Source organism: Verrucomicrobiia bacterium (assembly GCA_035577545.1).
Lineage (GTDB): Bacteria > Verrucomicrobiota > Verrucomicrobiia > Palsa-1439 > Palsa-1439 > Palsa-1439.
The window spans coordinates 114806-135534 of sequence record DATLVI010000024.1; the positions used below are offsets into that span (position 1 = coordinate 114806).

Below are 20729 nucleotides of genomic sequence, written 5' to 3' on the forward strand. Positions count from 1 at the left end.
GTAAGAAGCAGGGGGAGGACAATGAAGAAGATCATTAAAACGGTGATTATATTGGCGGCTTTGTCGTTGGCGACGGGCGCCTGGGCGGCCAACTTTACAGCAGGCAATGTTGTGGTCTATCGCGTCGGCGATGGCTCGACCAATGCCCTGGTGAATTCCGGCAGCCCGGTCTTTTTGGATGAATACGATCTGAATGGAAATCCCGTCCAGTCGATCTCAATTCCCACCAACGCGTATTTCGGCGCGAACGCCCCGCTGATTGCCAATGGCGCGGCGTCTGCAGAAGGATTGATGACCCGGTCTGTGGACGGACGGTTCCTGGTTTTCACCGGCTTCGCGACCAGTATCGGGGCCGGTTCTTCAGCTTTGGCCTCGCTGAGTGCGCAGACGGTTCCGCGGGTGATCGCGACGATGGACCAATCCACGCGCCTCAACTCAACCACTTTGCAAACCAACACACTCTCGAGTGGGGATGACATCCGCAGCGCGGCAAGCACGGACGGCACGAACATCTGGTTTAGTGGCGATAGCAGCGGCATTCGGTACACGACCCGGGGTTCCACGGCGGCGACGCAGCTCGAGCCGGACCTGACCAACATCCGCCAGGTTAACATTTACAACAGCACACTTTACTTCAGTACTGCCTCCGGTACCGCGATTCGACTCGGTGTCGTGACGAACGGCCTGCCCACGACCAGCGGCAGCACGTACACCAATCTTCCCGGCACGGCAACCACCAACGGCAGCCCGTATGCTTTCGCGTTTTTCAACCTGCCGGGCGGTCCAAGCCCGATCAACACGCTGTACATCGCCGATGACGGCGGCACCGGCGGTATTTACAAGTGGTCCCTCGTTGGCAGTTCCTGGGTGTCGAACGGCGTGGTGCTCTTTACGAATGCGCGCTATCTGGTGGGCACCAATACTTCCGGCGGCAACGTCAAACTGGTTGCGGCGGGTGCCCCCGCGGCCGGTGCCGGCCCTTATTTCGGCGGCGGCAATATGGTTGGTTACACCGACACGACCGGCTATAATGCGGCGCCGGTAGGTAATGGCGATCCGGGTGGTATCGGTGACGTTGCTGATTGGGCGGTCAATCCTCCGGCTAATGCGGCCTTCCGTGGGATCGCGTTCGCTCCCGTTGGTAGCGAGACATTTCCCTCGGGGTCACCGCAGCTTTCGGTTGGACCGATAACGGACGTCTTTTTCTCCAAAGGATTCACCGGCGGGCCGATCACGTTCACAAAGAATTACTCGGTGGCCAACTTCGGTGTCGGCACGATGACCTGGTCGGTGAGTGCCGCCAACAACTGGGTGGGATTGTCCCCGTCGAGCGGGACGCTGGGATCTGGCGGCAGCATCACGGTTACGGTTTCGTTTAATAACGCGAATGCCAACGCGCTGGCTCCCGGGACGAATGTGTCGAGCATCTCGTTCACGAACTCGACGTCGGGTAACACTGGTTCTGATTTCACGACCCGCCCGGTTACGTTGATACTGTCTCAAATCGGGGTCACCCCGTCATCCAACTACTTTGCGAATGGCCCTGTGGGCGGTCCGTACACCCCCAGCACCCAGATCTATACATTGACCAACGGCTCCGCAAACTCGCTGTCATGGGGGGCAAGCGCCGTGTCCTCCAATTGGTTGACGTTTACGCCGAGCAGCGGCGCGATAGCGGCCGGTGGGACCGCCAACGTCACCGTCGCGATCACCAACGCGAATGCCCTTGCCCTGTCTCGTGGCGCCTTCGTCGATACGATCATGTTTACCAATTCCGCCTCCAGCGATCCCGGCAATGCCGCACGATCCGTTAGCCTCTTGACCGGGGGAGGATTTACGTCAAATAACCTCGTGATTTATCGCGCAGGCGACGGCGTAGCCGCTCTGAATAATCAACCCACGCCGGTCTTCATCGACGAATACACCCGGAGTGGAGTTCTGATCCAGACGGTTCCGGTTTCAACCAACAATTACAGTTGCTCTGGTGTTGCCACCGCCGAAGGATTGATGACCCGCTCGACGGACAAGCACTACCTTGTTTTTGTCGGGTACGGAACAAACAAACTTTATGGCGCTCCAGCGCCGGCCTCCCTCGCGAGCGTTGTTCCGCGCGTTATTGGTCGCGTCGATGGCAACTGCAATGTTGACGTGAGCACTCGGTTGACGGATTACTGCTCCGGCAGCAACCCGCGCGCGGCGGTGAGCACCAACGGGGTGGACATGTGGGTTGCGGGCGCCACCAACGGTGTTCGGCACACCTTCTTGGGAGCCACCTCTTCGAGCGATGTCTGTACCAACCCCGTCCAGAACTTCCGGGCGCTCAACATCTACAGTAATCAACTTTATGCCGGCACGGCGTCCGGATCGGTACGCATCACGACCGTTGGCTCCGGGTTGCCCACCACGGACAGCCTCGCTGTTAACCTGCCCGGTTACAGCACCAACGAAGTCAGCCCGTATAATTTCGTGCTGTTCCAGTTGAAGCCCGGAGGGACGGATCCTTTCGATACCCTTTACGTCGCTGATGACCAGAACAACAGCGGCGCCTCCGACAACGGCAATGGGGCCGTCTTCAAATGGTCGTTGGTTGGCGGTAATTGGACCAGCAATGGCTTTGTGATCATTCATGCGGTGCGCGGGTTGGCCGGAGATGTTTCAATCGTCGGCACCACGACCAACGTGAACCTGTTTGCCGTCGGCTCGCAAAATAGCACCGGGGGTAGTGGTACGCTCACTGCCTACACGGACTCGACCGGCTATAATGCTGCCCCGTCTGGCAACGGTACGACTAATGGGACCGTGGCCATTGCAACCGCGTCAGCTAATAAGAGGTGGGATAGTGTCTCCCTGGCCCCCGAGATTCCGAATACCGCCGCCATCTCGCTCACCCCGGGAGATTTCATTGTCATTGATGGGCCGAGTTCGGTTACCACGAATTCCAAGAATTACCTGGTGTCTGACGTCAGCAATAGTTCGATGACCTGGACTGCCACGTGGACGTCGAGCTGGCTGAGCCTGTCGCACTACGGCGGGGCTCTCGCTGCCGGCGGGGACACGAACGTCGTGGTTTCCATCAACGGGAATGCGACCACCCTTGCGAATGGGACTTATTTGGACACGATTAGCTTCGTCAACACGGTTAACGGCCAGGGCAACACGACCCGCGGGGTGTCGCTGACGATCACCGGGAGCGTGGTGGTTGTGGGTGGGTACGCCGCGTGGCAGACCCAGTATTTTGGTTGCACCGGCTGTCCGCAGGCACAGGGCGGGGCCGATCCGTTTGGCAAGGGAATGAGCAACACCAACCAGTTCCTGGCGGGATTTGATCCCACCAATAAATCCGCCTATGTCCACATCACCGCCGTCTCCAAGACGAACGCTACGGACGTCCGCGTGGACTACCTGGGGGCCAGCGGTAATAGCAGCAACCCGCCACCGATAGCGTCGCGCACCAATGTGCTGGAGTTCACCACGGGTACTGGTGGCAATTACAACAGCAACAGCTTCGCCAGCACGGGTCAAACCAACATCCTGAGTGGCGGGGCGGGCCAGGGATTGCTGACCAACATGGTGGATCCGGGCGGTGCGACCGCAGGCGCAACGCGATACTATCGCGTTCGCGTGCTGGTGCCGTAATTGTAAGCAAAGTCTGAAATCGAAAGCGCTGGTGTTCCCAAATTGGGGACACCAGCGCTTGTTTTTAGGAATTAATTTTGCTGCGGACGGCGTTGGCCAGAGTGGTGTTACCTTTTTGGATCGCCAGGTCGAGGGCCTTGCGGTAATGCTGTGACGCCTCGGTTGTTCGACCTTGCGCGGCAAGCATCAAGCCCAGATTGAAGTGTGCCTCCGCGTAGTCGGGTTTAATCCGCAATGCCTGCTCCCAATGTTTCATCGCCTCCGGGACCCGGCCTGATTCAGCCAGGGCGACTCCCAAATTATAGTGAGCTTCGGCGAAATCGGGTTTAAGCCGCAGCGCCTCGTCATAATGCCCGATCGCTTCCTGGAACCTGTCCAGTTGCGCCAGGGTAACTCCGAGATTGTAGTGGGCCTCGGCAAGATCAGGCTTGATCTGTAGCGCCTGTTGAAACTGTTCGATGGCCTCTTCTGGCTTGTCAGCCTGACGGAAGACGGTACCCAGGTTGTTGTGGGCGAGCCAGGCATCGGGATTTTTCGCCACCGTATCCCGCCAGAGAGTTTCGAGATCGCGATAGGCGTGCGCCTGCCCCCAGGTGGCGGTTCCCAACAGCAGCAGAACGATGGAGCCTGCCAGGGGCCCAAGCCCGCGACATCGCTGGCCGGCTTGTTGGAAGACCGCTGCGCAGGCGCCAACAGCCAACGCGATCAGCCCGATGCCGGCCAGATACTGAAAATGATCGGCAACATAGGAGTAGCGGAAGGGATAGACATTGATGAAACCCAACGCGGGCGCCAGGGTGATCCCGAAAAACAACACGGCCACCAGCGGCCCTTTTCCAATCCGGGCTCGCAGGGACCACAGCGCGACCAGCACCATCACGGCGGCCAATGGATACGAATACTGCCAGGCCGCGCCGGCATCGATTTCCCAGTGCGGGTAAATGAAAGTAAGGTGGCGCGGCCAGCACAGTTTACCCGCGTAGAACCACAGGGCCCGTCCCGCAATGAGACAACGCTGGACAAACGACAGATTCCAGTCCGTTCCGACGGCGACCAGGTGTTGCTCCATCCATCTCGTCATGAACCCCGCCACGGCCCCCAGGACAAACCACGGCGCCAACGCCAGGCCGTCCCGCCTCTCCAGCCGACCTGTTTTCCACCAGATCAGCAACAGCAGCACTGCCGGTAACGAACATGTCACCGTTTTGCTTAACAGCGCGCATACAAACAATCCCAAGGCCAGCCAATAGAACCGCCAGTCCGACTTGCGGGCTGGCTCCCCGGCCGTTAACGGTCGAAATCGGAGCCAGGCCAGCGCGGCCAATAGGTAGAATAGTCCCGAAAGGGTGTTCTTGCGCTCGGTGACCCACGCCACCGATTCCACGGTCACAGGATGAAGAGCGAAGATGGCCGCGGCCCACCATGACCCCGCAATCCCCAGCCGCCGCAGCACGCGCCACAGCAGCACTGCGTTCGCGGCATGCAGGAGGACATTGACCAGATGATACCCGAACGGCCGCACCCCCCAGAGATGGTACTCCGCCCAAAAGCTGGTAAAGACCAGGGGGTAATACTGGTAGGTAACCCCGGGCCTGAACCAGATCGCTTCCAATCCACCCAGGGACCGAAGCGTCGGGTTGTCCGTAACATAGGAGTCGTCATCCCAAATGAATCCCCCGCGCAGCGCCGGGAGGTAGGCCACCACCGTCAGCAAGATGATCAATGCCGCGCCTGCGGCCGGAGCTTTCCACGCGTCCTTCATCAGTTGGGTTGCCCTTCTTATCGCGCCATCCCGTTCTCCATGTCAACGGCAACCCAACCAGCGCCAATCTGGCTCCGCATCGCCTATGATAGGAACGGGGAATGTCCAACCTAGGGCAGGTCGGACTGCCCCATGAGATAACGGTCACACTCGCGGGCGGCGCCCCGTCCTTCATTGAAGGCCCAGACCACCAGGCTTTGCCCGCGGCGACAGTCCCCCGCTGCGAAGACGCCGGGGATACTGGTCGTGTAAGCGCCATGGAGCGCTTTCACGTTGGAACGCTCGTCGCGTTCGATACCCAACTGCTGGAGCAATTGGTCTTCCGGGCCGAGAAAACCCATGGCGAGCAGCGCGAGTTGGCAGGGGACAATCTTTTCCGTACCGGCAACTTCCTTGGGTACGAACCGTCCCTTGTCATCTTTCTCCCACGCAATCTGGACGATTTCGACTTCCTTCAAGCGGCCCTGCTCGTCGCCGATGAAACGCCTCGCGGTCACGCAATAGACACGCGGATCGTCCCCGAAAATCGCCGCCGCTTCTTCCTGACCGTAGTCGAGTTTGTACACCTTGGGCCACTCGGGCCAGGGATTATTGCCCGCGCGCTGAAGCGGGGGTTTCGGCAAAATCTCAAGTTGGACGAGGCTCTTGCAACCGTGACGCATCGAGGTGCCCACGCAGTCGGTACCCGTGTCCCCGCCACCGATGACCATGACATCTTTCCCCTCGGCAGAGATGAATTCGCCGTTGCGATGGCCACTGAGCACGCTCTGCGTGTTGGTGGTGAGAAATTCCATCGCGAAATGTACGCCCTTGAGCTGGCGTCCTGCGATTGGCAAATCGCGCGGTTTGGTGGCGCCAGTGCAGAGGACGGTCGCATGAAATTCTTCCAGGAGTTTCTTCGCCGGATAATTCTTTCCGACTTCGGTTTTGGCGAGGAACTCCACCCCTTCACTCGCAAGCAAGTCAACGCGGCGTTGCACGAGACTCTTATCGAGTTTCATGTTCGGGATGCCGTACATCAGCAACCCGCCGATACGGTCAGCCCGCTCGAAGACGGTCACGGTGTGGCCGGCCCGGTTGAGTTGCGCCGCGGCGCAGAGGCCGGCGGGTCCGGAGCCGATGACCGCCACGCGTTTGCCGGTACGCGCTTTCGGCGGCTCGGCGGTAACCCAGCCCTCGTCCCAGCCGCGGTCGATGATCGCCACCTCGATATTCTTGATGGTGACGGCCGGTTCGTTGATGCCGAGGACGCACGAGCCTTCGCAGGGAGCGGGACAGACGCGGCCGGTGAATTCGGGAAAATTATTGGTCTTGTGCAGCCGCGCCAATGCTTCTTTCCATAGCCCGCGGTACACGAGATCGTTCCACTCAGGTATCAGGTTGTTGATCGGGCAGCCTGAGGCCATACCGCTGAGCAAGGTGCCGGTGTGGCAGAAGGGAACGCCACAATCCATGCAACGCGCCCCCTGCTCCTGAAGCTTCTGGACGGGCATGTGCAGGTGGAATTCTTTCCAGTCACGAATCCGCTCCTGCGATGAGCGGTCCGCCGGCAGCTCGCGTTTGATCTCCAGAAATCCAGTTGGCTTGCCCATTTTATTGCAAATCAGTTCCCGCCGACGCGCGCCAGGCTATGGGCGTTTTCTTCGAAGGCAGCCATGACCGCCTCTTCGCCGCTGAGGCCAGCGGCTTTCACCCGCTTCGTGGCCTCGATAACGCGCTTGTAGTCCTTCGGCATGACCTTCACGAACTTCGGGGCCATATCGTCCCAAAGTTTCAGGATGTTGCGCGCCCGCTCGCTGCCAGTGTATTCCGCGTGCCGCTGGATCATCGCCCGTACTTCCTGGATTTCCTCGGGATCTTCCAGTTTCTCCAACCCGACCATCGCCGGGTTGCAACGCTGCGGAAAATCACCGACCACATCGAGGACGTAGGCGACACCACCGCTCATGCCTGCCGCGAAATTTCGGCCAGTCAGGCCGAGTACGACCACGCGCCCGGCGGTCATATACTCGCAGCCATGATCGCCGACGGCTTCGACGACGGCGCGCACCCCGCTGTTACGGACTCCAAATCGTTCGCCAGCCATGCCGCGAATGTATACCTCGCCACCCGTAGCGCCGTAAAGCGCGACGTTGCCGATAATGATGTTCTCCTCGGGCACGAACGTGGAACCCACGGGCGGATAGACGATGATCTTGCCGCCGCTGAGTCCCTTGCCCACGTAGTCGTTGGCATCGCCCTGGAGCGTCAGCGTCATGCCCCTGGGCATGAACGCGCCGAAGCTCTGGCCCGCGCTGCCTTTGAAGTGCAGCTTGATGGTGTCATCGGGCAGGCCTTCCGGCCCGAAACGCCGCGTGAGTTCGCTGCCTGTAATTGTTCCGACGACCCGGTTCGTGTTGCTGATCGGTAATGTTGCGCGGACCTGCTCGCGTCGCGCCAGCGCCGGTTCGCAAACTTTCAGCAGCAACTGCTTGTCAAGGGAGTGTTCCAAACCATGATCCTGGCCGATCTGGCGGGAGCGGCCCACGTCAGCAGGCATGTCCGGTTGGTGAAATACCTTGGAGAAATCCAGTCCGCGTGCCTTGTAGTGGTCGAGCGCCTTCTTCACGTCGAGACGGTCAACGTGTCCGACCATCTCGACGATCGTGCGGAACCCGAGCTGCGCCATCAATTCGCGGACTTCCTGCGCGATGAAGCGCATGAAGTTGACAACCGACTGCGGGTCGCCGGTAAATTTCGCGCGCAACTGCGGGTCCTGGGTGGCCACGCCAACCGGGCAGGTGTTGAGGTGGCACACGCGCATCATGATGCAGCCGAGCGTGACCAGGGGCGCCGTGGCGAACCCGAATTCCTCGGCGCCCAGCAACGCGGCGATTACCACATCCCGTCCGGTCTTGAGCTGGCCATCGGCTTCGACATAGACGCGGCTGCGGAGATTGTTGAGCACGAGCGTTTGCTGGGTCTCGGCGAGGCCCAGTTCCCACGGCGTGCCCGCGTGCTTTATGCTCGAAAGCGGCGAAGCCCCTGTGCCGCCGTCATGGCCGCTGATGAGAATAACGTCAGCGTGCGCCTTCGCGACGCCCGCCGCGACGGTGCCGACGCCGATTTCGCTGACGAGCTTGACGCTGATGCGGGCATGCTCGTTCGAATTCTTGAGGTCGTGGATGAGTTCCGCCAGGTCCTCAATCGAATAGATGTCGTGGTGTGGCGGCGGTGAAATGAGGCCCACACCCGGCGTGGAATGGCGCACCTTTGCGATCCAGGGATAAACTTTCGCGCCGGGCAGCTCGCCGCCCTCGCCAGGTTTTGCGCCCTGTGCCATCTTGATTTGAAGTTCCCGCGCTTGTGTAAGGTAATAGCTCGTCACGCCGAAACGACCGCTGGCCACCTGTTTGATCGCGGAATTCTTGCTGTCGCCGTTGGGCATGGGCTGGTAGCGATCGGGGTCCTCGCCGCCTTCGCCGGTATTGCTCTTGCCGCCGATGCGGTTCATCGCGATGGCCAGGGCTTCGTGGGCTTCCTTGCTGATGGAACCGTAACTCATTGCGCCGGTCTTGAATCTCTTGACGATGGAGTCCACCGATTCAACATCTTCCAGCGGAATAGGTTCCGGAGAGAATTTGAGATCGAACAACCCGCGCAAGGTGCAGAGGCTGCGCGACTGATTGTTGACCAGGTCCGAATATTCCTGAAAGACCTTGTAGTTGTTCGTGCGCGTGGAAAGTTGCAACCGTGAAATTGTCCCGGGATTGAACAAGTGGCTCTCACCATCGCTGCGCCATTGGTATTGGCCGCCGGGATCCAGTGTCGCGCCGTTGACGATTCGATCGGGGAACGCATGACGGTGGCGCAGGCGAACTTCCTCGGCGAGTATGTCGATGCCGACGCCTTCGACCTGCGAGGCTGTTCCCGTGAAATACTTGTCGACAACCGAGTGATTGAGACCAATGGCCTCAAAGATCTGCGCGCCACAATAGCTCTGGATGGTCGAGATGCCCATCTTGGCCATCGTCTTGACGACGCTCTTGGTGACGGCCTTGAGGTAATTCTTGACCGCTTTCTTCTGGTCTATGTCCTTGACGATACCCTGGCGAATCATGTCGTCGAGTGTCTCAAACGCGAGGTAGGGGTTGATCGCACCCGCCCCATAACCGATCAGGAGCGCGAAGTGATGCACCTCGCGCGGTTCGCCGGATTCGAGGACGAGCGCCACGCGGGTGCGCGTGCCCTTGCGGATGAGATGATGATGCATGCCCGCGACGGCGAGCAATGCGGGGATCGCTGCGTTCTCGTGGTCGACGCCGCGGTCGGACAGAATAAGGATGTTGTGGTCTTCCTTGATCGCCTTGCTTGCCTTGCGGAACAGTTGATCGAGCGCCTTCTCCAGCCCCTTGCCACCTTCATCCACCTTGAAGAGAGTCGGCAAGGTGATGGATTTGAAGCCGGGATGGTTGATGTGGCGGAGACGCTCGAACTCCTCATTGCTGAGAACGGGGCCTTTGAGTTGGATCTGGCGGCAGTTTTCCGGCTGCGGATCGAGCAGGTTGCCCTCCGGACCAATCGTGGTGAATGTCGAGGTGATGAGTTCCTCGCGGATGCAGTCGATGGGCGGGTTGGTGACCTGCGCGAACAACTGCTTGAAATAGTTGTAGAGCAACTGCGGCTTGTTCGAGAGCACCGCCAACGGCGTGTCGGTGCCCATCGAGCCGAGCGGCTGGACGGCGTCCTTGGCCATGGGCGCCAGGATGATGCGCAAGTCTTCGAAGGTGTATCCGAACGCTTGTTGCCGCAGGAGCACGGTCGCATGGTCGGGCTGATGCACGTGAGCCGGCTTGGGCAGGTCTTCGAGATCTACCAGGCCCTGCTGAAGCCACAGGCGATACGGTCGCTCCGTGGCGATCTTCTGCTTGAGTTCCTCGTCTGCAACGATGCGGCCGAGCTTCGTATCGACGAGGAACATGCGGCCCGGCTGGAGCCGACCTTTTTGTAGGACACGTTCCGGCGGAATGTCGAGCACCCCAACCTCCGACGCCATGATGACCTGGTCGTCCTTCGTCACGTAATAGCGCGACGGGCGCAGTCCGTTACGGTCGAGGACGGCGCCGATCTGCACGCCGTCGGTAAACGCAATGGAGGCCGGGCCGTCCCACGGTTCGATCAGGCAACCGTGATATTCGTAGAACGCCTTCTTCTCGTCGCTCATGCTCTCGTGGCCCGACCACGGTTCGGGAATCATCATCATCATCGCGTGCGGCAGCGAGCGGCCGCCGAGCACGAGGAATTCGAGGCAGTTGTCAAACATGGCCGAGTCGCTGCCGTCTTCATTGATGATCGGCAGCAGCTTCTTCATGTCGTCGCCGAAAAGATCGGACTTCAACAACGACTCGCGGGCGTGCATCCAATTGATGTTGCCGCGGAGGGTATTGATCTCGCCATTGTGCGCGACGTAGCGATACGGGTGCGCCCGTTCCCAGCTCGGGAACGTGTTCGTGCTGAACCGCGAGTGCACCAGCGCCAGCGCGGAGGCAAAGGCGGGGTCACGCAGGTCGGGAAAGAACGGGTCCACCTGCTCGGGCATGAGCATACCCTTGTAGATGATCGTCTTGTAGGACAGGCTCGAAATGTAGAAGCGATTGCCGCCTTTGATGCCGGCGTAGCGAATACCCCGTTCGGCCAGCTTGCGGACGACGTACAATTTGCGCTCGAACGCCATGTCGTCTTTGATTTTTGGATCACGCGCGATGAACACCTGGCGAACGATGGGTTCCGAAGCGCGCGCCGTTTCGCCGAGCGTCGTGTTGGTAGTCGGGACCGTGCGCCAACCCAGCAGGCGATGCCCTTCGTTTTCGACGATTTCCTCAAAAAGCTTCTCGCACTTGTAACGCGCGGCAGTATCGGGAGGCAGGTACACCATGCCGACGCCGTATTCGCCGTATGTGGGCAGGGCGATCTTATCCTGGGCGCAGACTTTCTGGAGGAACTCGTGCGGGGTCTGCAGCAGAATGCCCGCACCATCGCCCGAGTTGGCCTCGCAGCCACATGCGCCGCGGTGCGCCAGATTCATCAGGATCGTGAGCGCGTTACGAACGATGTCGTGAGACTTCTGGCCCTTGATGTTCACGACAAAACCGACGCCGCAGGAATCGTGTTCAAACTGCGGGTCGTACAGCCCTTGTTTCTCGGGCCAACCGTAAGGCGTCATGGCGCGGCCTCCGTGCGATGACTACACTTCGTACCTTGTGAACTTCTGAGCCACATTTCGGGGTTTCCCTCGCTGTAATTACTGTATGAAATTACTCACAAACGCCACTTTTGTGTTGAATTCCAATCGAAAAGTAGCAAAACTATGAACGAAAACAAGCGAAATCTTCAGCTTTCCAGAACTATCGACGCGGAGGCTACATTGCGTACCATCGACGACCAAGAGCGAGCCATTATCAAGGCCCTAATCCGCGACCCGCGCCAGAGCAATAACTACATTAGTCGAGTTACCGGCGTGCCGACGCCGACTGTGCGACGGAAGCGCCAGCGCCTCGAAGACGAAGGGCTGCTCAACTATTTCGCAGCGATCGACATGCAGGAGACGGGCACCGGCACCTTCAGCGCCCGGCACCTGTATATCATTAAATTCCGCATCGGTATCACTGTGAAACAGATCGTGGACGAAATCAAGAGCGAGCCGAACGTGCGCTCGGTATTCACCGACCTTATTTACGAATCGCACATCGCGGAAATGGACGGACGCGTGGCGCTGGTGATGATCATCGAGGGGAAAGACGACGCGGATATCATTGAGAACGTCCAGGGGAAGATCGTGCCCTCGCTGCGCAAGAACCATGGGCCAGACTCGATTGAGGAAATCTCCACGTTGCGCCTCCTCAGCCCGATCCGCGTGTTCCATAATTACGTGCCCTTGGTGAACATGCACAACGGCGTGCTGCGCGCTGATTGGACTGACGACGCCATCTTCGTGGGCTAGGGTTGCCATCGCTTCCTCTTCCAGCAGGTCACTTCCCGTTGCAGTCCTGGTCTACGGCTTCCTTCAGCATCTCGAAGAAATCGGGAATGGCGGAGGTCACTCGGTTCCAATTTGAGATCAGGGGAATGCCGAGCGGGTCGCGGAGATATTCATCCGCGGCGAGACGGAGCGCGTTCGTGAACGCGCGCACCGCCAGCATTTCCTGATGACGGTCGAAGGGAAGGCCGTTGATCGCGGCGTCGTCCTCGTACTGTTTCACCGCATCCTGCGCCACGCGCAGGTAGCGAATGGTCAGCGTCTTGAAGAGCGCATCGGAGAGCACGAGCCCTTCCGTTGCCAGGTTGCGGAAGACGGATTTCGCGATGTCAGCACTCATTTTCATGAGTCCCTTGCGCTCGTCATCCGCGGAGAGGATCTGGTGTTTGTGTTCGTAGGTATCGCACAAATCGACCTGGCAGATTCGTTTGGCCGTGCAGTTGCGGAACACCTCGCAGAGCACGCCCATCTCCAATCCCCAATCACCGGGAATGCGGTTGATGCGCGCGAGGTCGGCGAGCATCGAGAACTCGCCCGAGAGCGGGTAGCGGAAGCTGTCGAGGAATACCAGGAGCGGCACCTCGCGCCCGAGGACTTTCTGCAGGGCGCGAATCAGCGGCGTGACCAGCAGCCGCGTGACGCGACCGTAGAAGCGGTCCGAGACACGGGCGTAGAAGCCCTTGCAGAATTCATAGTCCATGTTCGGACTCGCGAGCGGGAACACCAGCCGCGCGAGGAGTTCGCGGTCGTAGGTGCGGATGTCGCAATCGTGGAGCGCGATGATCTTGCACTGTTCGTCGGCCAGCACGAAGCCCGACGACAACCACATGTTACTGCCTTTGCCCGGACCGCCGATGGAAAGGTCGTTCTTGACCATCAATTTCATCAGCTTGCGCAGGCGCGGCCCGTCGCGCCAGAGGATTTTCACTTCTTGCGGCAGGGTGGAGAAAAAGCGGCGCGCTTGATCGAACTGGCGCTGGTCCGCGCGGTCGAGCCCCACGACGACCTGGCGGATGTAACGGACACCCCGCAGATGTCCCAGGATATTCCTGAGGGCCGGGCCTTCCAATTCGCTGTAGAGACAGGGCAGCACCAGCGCGATGGGCCGTCGCCCGGTGTATTCCGCCAGCGTTGCTTCGATCGCCTCGAGATCGTACTTGCCGAGACGATGGAACGTGCTGATGACGCCGCTTTGATGAAAGTCGCTCATGGCTTCATAAAGTGCTTCGCACCCGCCTGACCTGATTGTAAGATTACGCGGGGTCGACGGTGTGAAGCAATTTATTTTCTTGTCCGTCCGTTTGTTTATATGAGCGACGCGAAGGTCATTTTTTGGGACGTCTACGGCACGCTGGTCACGGCGCAACGCGGGAATCTCGACTCCCTGGTGCAACGCGAGGCCGAATTGCGCACAGTGTTTGAGCGCACCGTCAAGAATTTTGGCCTCGACGTTGCCCCGGAACGCCTGCATGACCTCTTCCTGCGCGGCATCCGGGCCGAACGCGAGGCGCGCGCGGCGCAAGGCGTTGCGCATCCCGAAGTGCGCATCGACGAAATCTGGTTCAAATTACTGGAGAAGTTTCGACCTGAGGACCCGCCCACGATCAATTTTGCGCGCGAGGTCGCGCTATTTTTTCAGCGGCAGGCCAACCCGGCGCAACTCCAACCGCACGCCTTTGACGTGTTGACCACGCTCAAGAAGCGGGGTTTTCGCCACGGGATCATCTCCAACGCGCAGTTCTACACGCCGATTGAGTTGTCCTTCCTGTTCCGCGACGAAAGCGCGTGCGCCATTTGCACGTACGAATCCATCTTCGACCCGCTGCTCGTCTTTTTCTCGTTTGACCTCGGCATTGCCAAGCCGGACCCGGCCATTTTTCGGCGCGCAGTTGAAGCGTTGACACGGGAGAACATCATGCCCGACGACTGCGTCTTCGTGGGCAATTCACCCGCCAACGACATTGCGCCCGCCCAGCATATCGGGTTCAAGACCGTTCTCTTTGCGCCAGAAGCCATCCCTGAATCCACAACGAAGCCCGACCTGGTGATTCACAACCTCGCGCAGCTTTTGGAATGGCTGTGAAGATCGCGATCCTGCACTACCACCTGCGACCCGGCGGCGTGGCGACCGTTATCCGCAACGCGCAACGCGCCCTGGCGGGGAAATTCGAAGTCCAGATCCTTGCGGATTTCGGTTACGACGAACATCCGGCGCGCAGCCGGGCCGTGTTCGTCGCGGAATCAAGCCGACTGGCAGAGCGTATTGCGAAACGCCTTCGAGGTGTCGACGTTCTGCACACTCACAATGTCGGACTTGGCAAGCACCCGCGGCTGACGTATGCGGTAAAGCTGCTTGCGGAGCAACGCCGGATCAAGATCATCAATCAGGTCCACGACTTTCCTGAGGACGATCGGCCAGCGCAACTGAGCGCGCTGCGCAACTGCGCCGGCAAGCGTGATGACGCCTTCCAGCGCACACTGTGCTATTACGACGCGCCGAACATGATTTGGGCGACGCTGACCACGCACGATGCGGCGAAACTCGCGACGCACGGGGTGCCGGCGGGGAAAATTCACGTCCTACCGAACCCGGTGGATGAGGAGTTCTTCACCCAACCAGCACCATCCCGCGCCGAGTTGCAATCCGTGCGGGCGCAGCTTGCCGCGTTTGCCCACGCGCATCGATTCCTTTTCGACCCGCGAAAGAAGCTGCTGCTTTCGCCGATGAAGGTGATGGTTCGGAAGAACAATGCCGAGGCCGTGGAGTTGGTGAAACGACTGGAGCAATACCAACTCGTCATCTCGCTTGATGCGTCCTCCGCGAGGGACCGCGATTACAGCGAGCGGCTCAAGAAGAAGATCCGGCGGGAACGGCTGCCCGTGGTGATCGGCTTTGGCGCGGCCCTGGACAATTCACAGCCGCTGTTTCACCTGGCGCACGCGGTCCTCACGACGTCCGAGGTCGAAGGGTTCGGTTATACGTTTGTCGAAGGCTGGCTGTGCCATAGGTCGGTGGTGGGCCGCGATATACCCGAGGTCACCCGGGACTTTGTCACGGCGGGAATGAAGATGGGCCATTTTTACCGGACGTTTGACAACGAGGCGGTCCGTCGCCTGGCGGACTTCTTGGCCCGGCCACCCCGCAAGCTTATCGAGGACAATCGGAAGATCGTGCTGAAAGAGTATTCGCTGCGGGCGTACGCGCGGCGGTACGAGAAGCTATTGCGGAAATTCCCCCGGGGGGGTGTGCTCGGCGCTTTCGATCAGGTTGTGTAACCGGCGCTTCAAGACGGTGAGTGAGAAATGCTGCCGGGCGATGGTGAAATTGCGGTCGGCCATTTGCTTGCGGAGCTCGGGATCGTTGAGCACGTGGCGGACTTTCTCGACCACGTCATCGGTGACGTAGCCATCCATCGTAACCGTCTCGAACCCGAGCGGCTCGATATCGAGCATGTAGACCGAGTAACGGTTGACCACGATCGGCTTGCGAAAATAGATCGCTTCGAGGAAGGCGTTGCCGAAGCCTTCGTAGATGCTCGGGTAGGTGACGATATCGGCGTGCGGATAAATGTCCCAGAGCGTGTAGATCTTTTGGCCCTTTTCATCGAAGCTGCGCGTCTCGCTGAAGCGGTTGGCCATAAAGCGAATGTCCACGCCTTCGGACTGGGCGAGCTCGCGCAGCCAATTGTAATAGGCCAGCCCCTCGTCGCCCGCGCTGTGTGAGACGACCAACTTGGCGCGCGGTTCCTTCAGGCGGCGCACCAACTCGATGGCGTGCTCGACGCCCTTGCGCGAGACGAGGCGTGTTGGTTGGAGAATGAGGATGTCGTCGGGTTTCAGCCCGATTTGTTCGCGCAAGTCGCGGGCGTACTCGTCCATCGCCGGCGGTTCGGTGTCGAAATCAAACACGTTGGGGATCAGCGAGGCGGCAATGCCTTTGCGCTGGGCGAGTTCGCGGCGCGCGGGAGTATTGATGACCACGTGCTTGATACTCGGCAAGCTTGGCGGAAAGGCGGCGTCGAGGATGTCCTGCACCGCGTTGATCATGAAGCGCTGGCGTTCCCAGTAGAAATCGTGATGGTGGGCGATGGCGTGGATGCCGGTCTCGGCGATGAACTCGGTCAGCGCCATGCCGAGCGGCAGGTTCATGGGGATCGTCAGCACGTTTTGCGGCACGAGCAAGTCGATCGCGAATTTCTTCACGAACCCGGCGAGGCCGGTTTTGATGCGCCCACGCAACTCGTGGAGTTGCTCGGTTGTTTCCCCCAGGCGGGTGTGGACGCCAAAGCATTTCTGGTGGAGGGCGACGATTTCGGGATGCGTGAAATGGGCCTCGGGCAGCAGGACGCCAGGGATGATCTTGGGATCGAGTTGCCCCGCGCAGAAAAAGGTGCTGTGGCCGAGATCGCGGCAGATGCGCGCCCACTTGATGGTTTCAAGCGTCACGCCATCGGTGCCGGCCAGCCGCGTGGAGATGAACCCAATATTCATCGACACAGCTACTCTTGCGCAATTGCGGTGTTTGAGTCAAGGTCATGAATCGGCGAAAGGGTGGTTGTAACGGAGACTGGACGCTGGCGCGTCGTGCAGGTATGCTCTCGCCACGAACTTTGAAAGGGAACCACGCAACATGAAACGTCTGCAGATAATCGTCGCATGCACACTCGCCCTGGCGATGTTGGGCCTGGCGGGATGTTCGAAACCGGCGGCCGAGGACGCGCCCCCACCCAAGGCCGTCACAACCAAAAAGATCGAGTTCCCGGCGCCGACAAACCTGCCGTCCGCGCAGCCGGCCGGGAGCGTTACAACAACGGCTCCGTCCGCGGCTGTCGTTCCGCAGGAGGACTCACCGGCGGAGGCCGCCGCCGAACTCAAGCAATACGAGGCCGATTACCAGAACACATCGGATTTCCAGAAGCGCGTCGTGATCATCTACAACCTCAGTTCGGTCGAGTCCCCGGATACCGTCGACACCATCGGTCGCCTGTTTCTCAATGAGAAGGACAAGGAGCTGAAGGTCGAGCTGGTCAACTCGCTGCTGGACATCGAGGGACAGAACGAGAAGAAACTGGCGATCCTCAGCACGGCGGTCCGCGGCGACCAGCCGAAAGACGTGCGACTCCAGGGAATCGACGCGATGGGGGACACGGAGGACAAGCGCGCGATCCAGATCCTGCAGGGAATGCTGACCGACCCCGATCAGGATATTATCGATGCGGCGAAGGACACCATCGATCAGTTGCAGTCGGATGTGGCACAGCCGCAAGCACCGGCGCAGATCCAGGCCCAGCCCGTGCCGCAGACGCAGCCAATGAAATAGGCAACAAGTCGGGCGGGAAGATAATCGTTGACGGAGGCGCGGGCTTCCGTTATGTTTTTCGCCCCTTCCCAAGAGGAAAAGGACACATTCATGTACGCAGTTATTCGAACAGGTGCCAAGCAGTATCGCGTCCAGCCCGGCGACGTTTTGGAGGTCGAACTCCTCGACGGCGAAAAGGGCAAGGAAATCGCGTTGGAGGACGTTTTGTTGGTGGCTGACGGCGAGAAAATTCAGGTCGGCAAGCCTAATATCAAAGGCGCGCGCGTGACCGCCGAGGTCATCGACGAGGACAAGAAGGGCAAGAAGGTCATCGCCTTCAAGTTCCGCCGCCGCGAAGGTTACCATCGCAAACGCGGCATCCGCGCGCACCACACCGTTTTGAAAATCAAAGAGATTATTGTATAGTAGTGGCCGTTCAGGAGTAACCAGTCATGGCACATAAAAAAGGTCAAGGAAGTTCAAGAAACGGCCGCGATAGCGTCAGCAAACGTCTTGGCGTGAAACGATTTGGCGGTGAGACCGTCACCGCCGGCAGCATCATCATCCGCCAGCGTGGCGCCCGCTTTGTCGCCGGCACGAATGTCGGCATCGGTCGCGATTGGACCCTGTTCGCCTTGATCGATGGCCAGGTCCGCTTCGACAAGCAGAGTCGCCGCGTCAACATCGACCCCGTCGCCGCACCCGCCAGCAAGTCGTAGGGTAATTCATTTTGAGAGCGAAGGAGCGGACCTGTGGGTCTGCTCCTTTTGCTTTTCGGGCTTTGGCGAGACGCTTCCGTGGCGGAACAACCGTGATCTTGACTGGATTAGGCAACGGCGTACGATGTGATGAGGAGCTACGAACGAAATGACACCCGAATTGTCTGATGTTGAGGCCTGATCCCAATGGCTGTGACAAAGACATTGTGGAAGATTCCAGACCCGACATCGGCGCGCAGACGACCAGATTGAGGAGCTCAATCACCGTACTTGCGTCGTGAGCTGCCTCTTTGACAAGCGAGGGGAGCACGGATATAGGATGTTTTTCGCTGGCATAGAGACGTATCGGGTTACGTACCATTTGTCATGCACGGGCGAAATGGTGGACGCTTACGGTCAAGTAGTTGACCTCGGGGAAACTGATTGTCTGAGCGAAATATCCACACGACTCAGCCGGCGCGGGGCTCAAAGCGGCGGGCTTTGCCATCTCATGGTCTACTTTGACGATGGCCCGTGTTATGAATTCATATGTAAGTCTTTTCACGCTGAAGATCTGAAGGGCGCGTTGTTATCGGGAACTCGGTGAATGGCCGTTGGCTTGGCGCTTCTTGGCGAGAAATCAGGTCTCATCATCACACCTTGACGTAACGTGTAGCACTCGCTGCGTTCCATCAGTATCTTAAAGGTCGCACTTCGTATGACCCCATCTGGAGGAGCGGTCTATCGCAAATCGATAATTTTACTGGACGCAGTGTGCCGGGATGGGTATAGTCAGCGCGTGGATTATGAATTGAAGCTGATGGCGAGCGGCGGACAGAACGGCAAAGCTGAGACGAGTCGCAGCACTCCAAGGGGGATCCGCCTTCGCTCTGGCTACGGTGCGAGCCTACTTCGCGAGGACGCTTCGAAGGCCGAGCTTCGGGACCAATATACGTTTCTGCGAAACGAACCCAATTTTTTCGCATGAAGAACAACGGCTATCTATCTTAGCCGCAGTGGATTGTAGTATAAAAAATCGGCCAAAATATTTGGGTTCGTTTTCGAAAACGAACCCAATTGCCGCACACGACAGCGGCGTCTCGTCCGACTCGGCTTAAGGGGTGTTTTGAGTGCCTTTTTGCAGCGTTACAGGTAAAAAATTGGTGGTTTTAGGTGTCTCAGCAGACGGCTACGATCCTTCGGCTTCGCTCAGGACAGGCTCCGCATGGCCCTCCTAAAAGGGTTATGATAAACTTTCAGCTTATGGCGGCGTTGGACAAATTGACCGAGAAGGCGACGGCGGGCGCGGAGCTTTCGCGTGAGGACGTGTCACTTGCGATGCGGGCGTTGCTGGACGAGGCGGTCCCTGAGGACGCGAAGGCGGACTTTCTTACGGCGTTGGCGCGCAAGGGCGAGACGGCCGGGGAGATCGCGGCGTTTGCGCTCGAACTGCGTTCGCGCGCGGTTGATCCGCAGATTGATCCCGCGAAATTCGGCGGGGTGGTATTGGACGTGGTGGGGACAGGCGCGGACATGTCGCACACCTTCAATGTTTCCACGTGTGCGATTTTCGTTGTGGCGGCAGCGGGCGTGGCGGTGGCGAAACATGGCAACCGGGCGATCACCAGCAAGTGCGGCAGCGCGGATGTCTTGACGGCGCTGGGCGCGAAGATCGAACTGTCACCCGAGGTAGCGCGGCATTGCCTGGAAGCTACTGGCGTGACGTTTTTCTTCGCGCCGCATTATCATCCTGCATTCAAGTCCATCGCGCCGGTGCGGCGCAAGCTGGCCGAGCGCAAGCAGCGAAGCGTCTTCAATATTCTCGGGCCGTTGGTCAATCCAGCTCACCCAACACATCAACTGGTCGGCGTATTCGATCGCGGACTGGTGGGCAAGTTCGCGGAGGTGCTGCGCCTGCTCGAAGTGAAACACGCGCTGGTCGTGCATGGCGACGGGCTCGATGAGTTGTCCACCATGGGGGTCAATACGATGGCGGAGTTGTGGGCGGGACGCATCGAGCAGACCGAGCGCGATTTCCGAGTGCCGCACACTTCGTGGCGCGGTGTGACGGTGAAGCCGGGAGAATTGGTCGGCGGCGACGCGACAGTGAATGCGGGCATTGTACGGGAAGTGCTGGGCGGCAAGGACCGCGGGGCGCGGCGCGACATCGTGCTGTTGAACGCGGCGGCGGCGCTGGTGGTTGCCGAAAAGGTGACCGACTTTGCGAGCGGATGGAACGCGGCGGTGGAATTGATCGACAGCGGCACCGCGCTGGAGAAGCTGGAGCGATTTGTGGAAGCGAGCAATCGAGAGTAAGTT

The 20729-nt window shown here is 59.5% G+C and carries 13 protein-coding genes; 8 read left to right on the top strand and 5 right to left on the bottom strand.

The window, feature by feature from the left end; all coding sequences use genetic code 11:
* Positions 1 to 21 precede the first annotated feature (21 nt).
* Positions 22 to 3636: a hypothetical protein gene (locus VNL17_08275; GenBank protein HXI84070.1), complete on the top strand. Its 3615-nt coding sequence runs from the start codon at positions 22 to 24 to the stop codon at positions 3634 to 3636.
* 64 nt (positions 3637 to 3700) lie between these two features.
* Here VNL17_08275 and VNL17_08280 read toward each other — a convergent pair whose 3' ends face one another.
* The 3 genes from VNL17_08280 to gltB all read right to left on the bottom strand — a co-directional run bounded on the left by VNL17_08280 (position 3701) and on the right by gltB (position 11600).
* Complete coding sequence (locus tag VNL17_08280; protein ID HXI84071.1) at positions 3701 to 5398, bottom strand: tetratricopeptide repeat protein; 1698 nt, start codon at positions 5396 to 5398, stop codon at positions 3701 to 3703.
* Between the two features lie 110 nt (positions 5399 to 5508).
* Positions 5509 to 6990, bottom strand: coding sequence for a glutamate synthase subunit beta (locus tag VNL17_08285; protein ID HXI84072.1), 1482 nt, complete (start codon positions 6988 to 6990; stop codon positions 5509 to 5511).
* An 11-nt stretch (positions 6991 to 7001) separates the two neighbouring features.
* Positions 7002 to 11600, bottom strand: a complete 4599-nt coding sequence (gene gltB / locus VNL17_08290; protein ID HXI84073.1) for a glutamate synthase large subunit — start codon at positions 11598 to 11600, stop codon at positions 7002 to 7004.
* Positions 11601 to 11744: 144 nt separating this feature from the next.
* Here gltB and VNL17_08295 point away from each other — a divergent pair, with 144 nt between their 5' ends.
* The gene (locus tag VNL17_08295; GenBank protein ID HXI84074.1) at positions 11745 to 12377 is read left to right on the top strand and encodes an Lrp/AsnC family transcriptional regulator; all 633 of its coding nucleotides are present in this window, start codon (positions 11745 to 11747) and stop codon (positions 12375 to 12377) included.
* A gap of 28 nt (positions 12378 to 12405) precedes the next feature.
* Here the strand turns inward: VNL17_08295 and VNL17_08300 are convergent, their stop codons facing one another.
* Complete coding sequence (locus tag VNL17_08300) at positions 12406 to 13623, bottom strand: glycosyl transferase (GenBank protein ID HXI84075.1); 1218 nt, start codon at positions 13621 to 13623, stop codon at positions 12406 to 12408.
* A gap of 99 nt (positions 13624 to 13722) precedes the next feature.
* Between VNL17_08300 and VNL17_08305 the strand changes: the two genes are divergently transcribed.
* Together VNL17_08305 and VNL17_08310 are read left to right on the top strand one after the other, a co-directional pair.
* A complete protein-coding gene (locus VNL17_08305) occupies positions 13723 to 14496 on the top strand; it encodes an HAD family hydrolase (GenBank protein ID HXI84076.1) in 774 nt (257 codons plus the stop codon).
* Complete coding sequence (locus VNL17_08310; GenBank protein ID HXI84077.1) at positions 14487 to 15689, top strand: glycosyltransferase family 4 protein; 1203 nt, start codon at positions 14487 to 14489, stop codon at positions 15687 to 15689. The genes VNL17_08305 and VNL17_08310 overlap by 10 nt, the downstream gene beginning before the upstream one ends.
* Here VNL17_08310 and VNL17_08315 read toward each other — a convergent pair.
* On the bottom strand, positions 15633 to 16904 hold the full coding sequence (locus VNL17_08315; GenBank protein ID HXI84078.1) for a glycosyltransferase family 4 protein: 1272 nt from the start codon (positions 16902 to 16904) through the stop codon (positions 15633 to 15635). The genes VNL17_08310 and VNL17_08315 overlap by 57 nt on opposite strands.
* 139 nt (positions 16905 to 17043) lie before the next feature.
* Here VNL17_08315 and VNL17_08320 point away from each other — a divergent pair, with 139 nt between their 5' ends.
* From VNL17_08320 to trpD, 4 genes are all read left to right on the top strand, one after another.
* Positions 17044 to 17733 (top strand): hypothetical protein, encoded by a 690-nt coding sequence (locus tag VNL17_08320; GenBank protein HXI84079.1) that lies wholly within the window; start codon positions 17044 to 17046, stop codon positions 17731 to 17733.
* Between the two features lie 90 nt (positions 17734 to 17823).
* Positions 17824 to 18138 (top strand): 50S ribosomal protein L21, encoded by a 315-nt coding sequence (gene rplU, locus VNL17_08325; protein HXI84080.1) that lies wholly within the window; start codon positions 17824 to 17826, stop codon positions 18136 to 18138.
* Between the two features lie 26 nt (positions 18139 to 18164).
* The gene (gene rpmA / locus VNL17_08330; protein HXI84081.1) at positions 18165 to 18431 is read left to right on the top strand and encodes a 50S ribosomal protein L27; all 267 of its coding nucleotides are present in this window, start codon (positions 18165 to 18167) and stop codon (positions 18429 to 18431) included.
* A gap of 1224 nt (positions 18432 to 19655) precedes the next feature.
* A complete protein-coding gene (gene trpD / locus VNL17_08335; protein HXI84082.1) occupies positions 19656 to 20726 on the top strand; it encodes an anthranilate phosphoribosyltransferase in 1071 nt (356 codons plus the stop codon).
* The last annotated feature ends 3 nt before the right edge of the window (positions 20727 to 20729 follow it).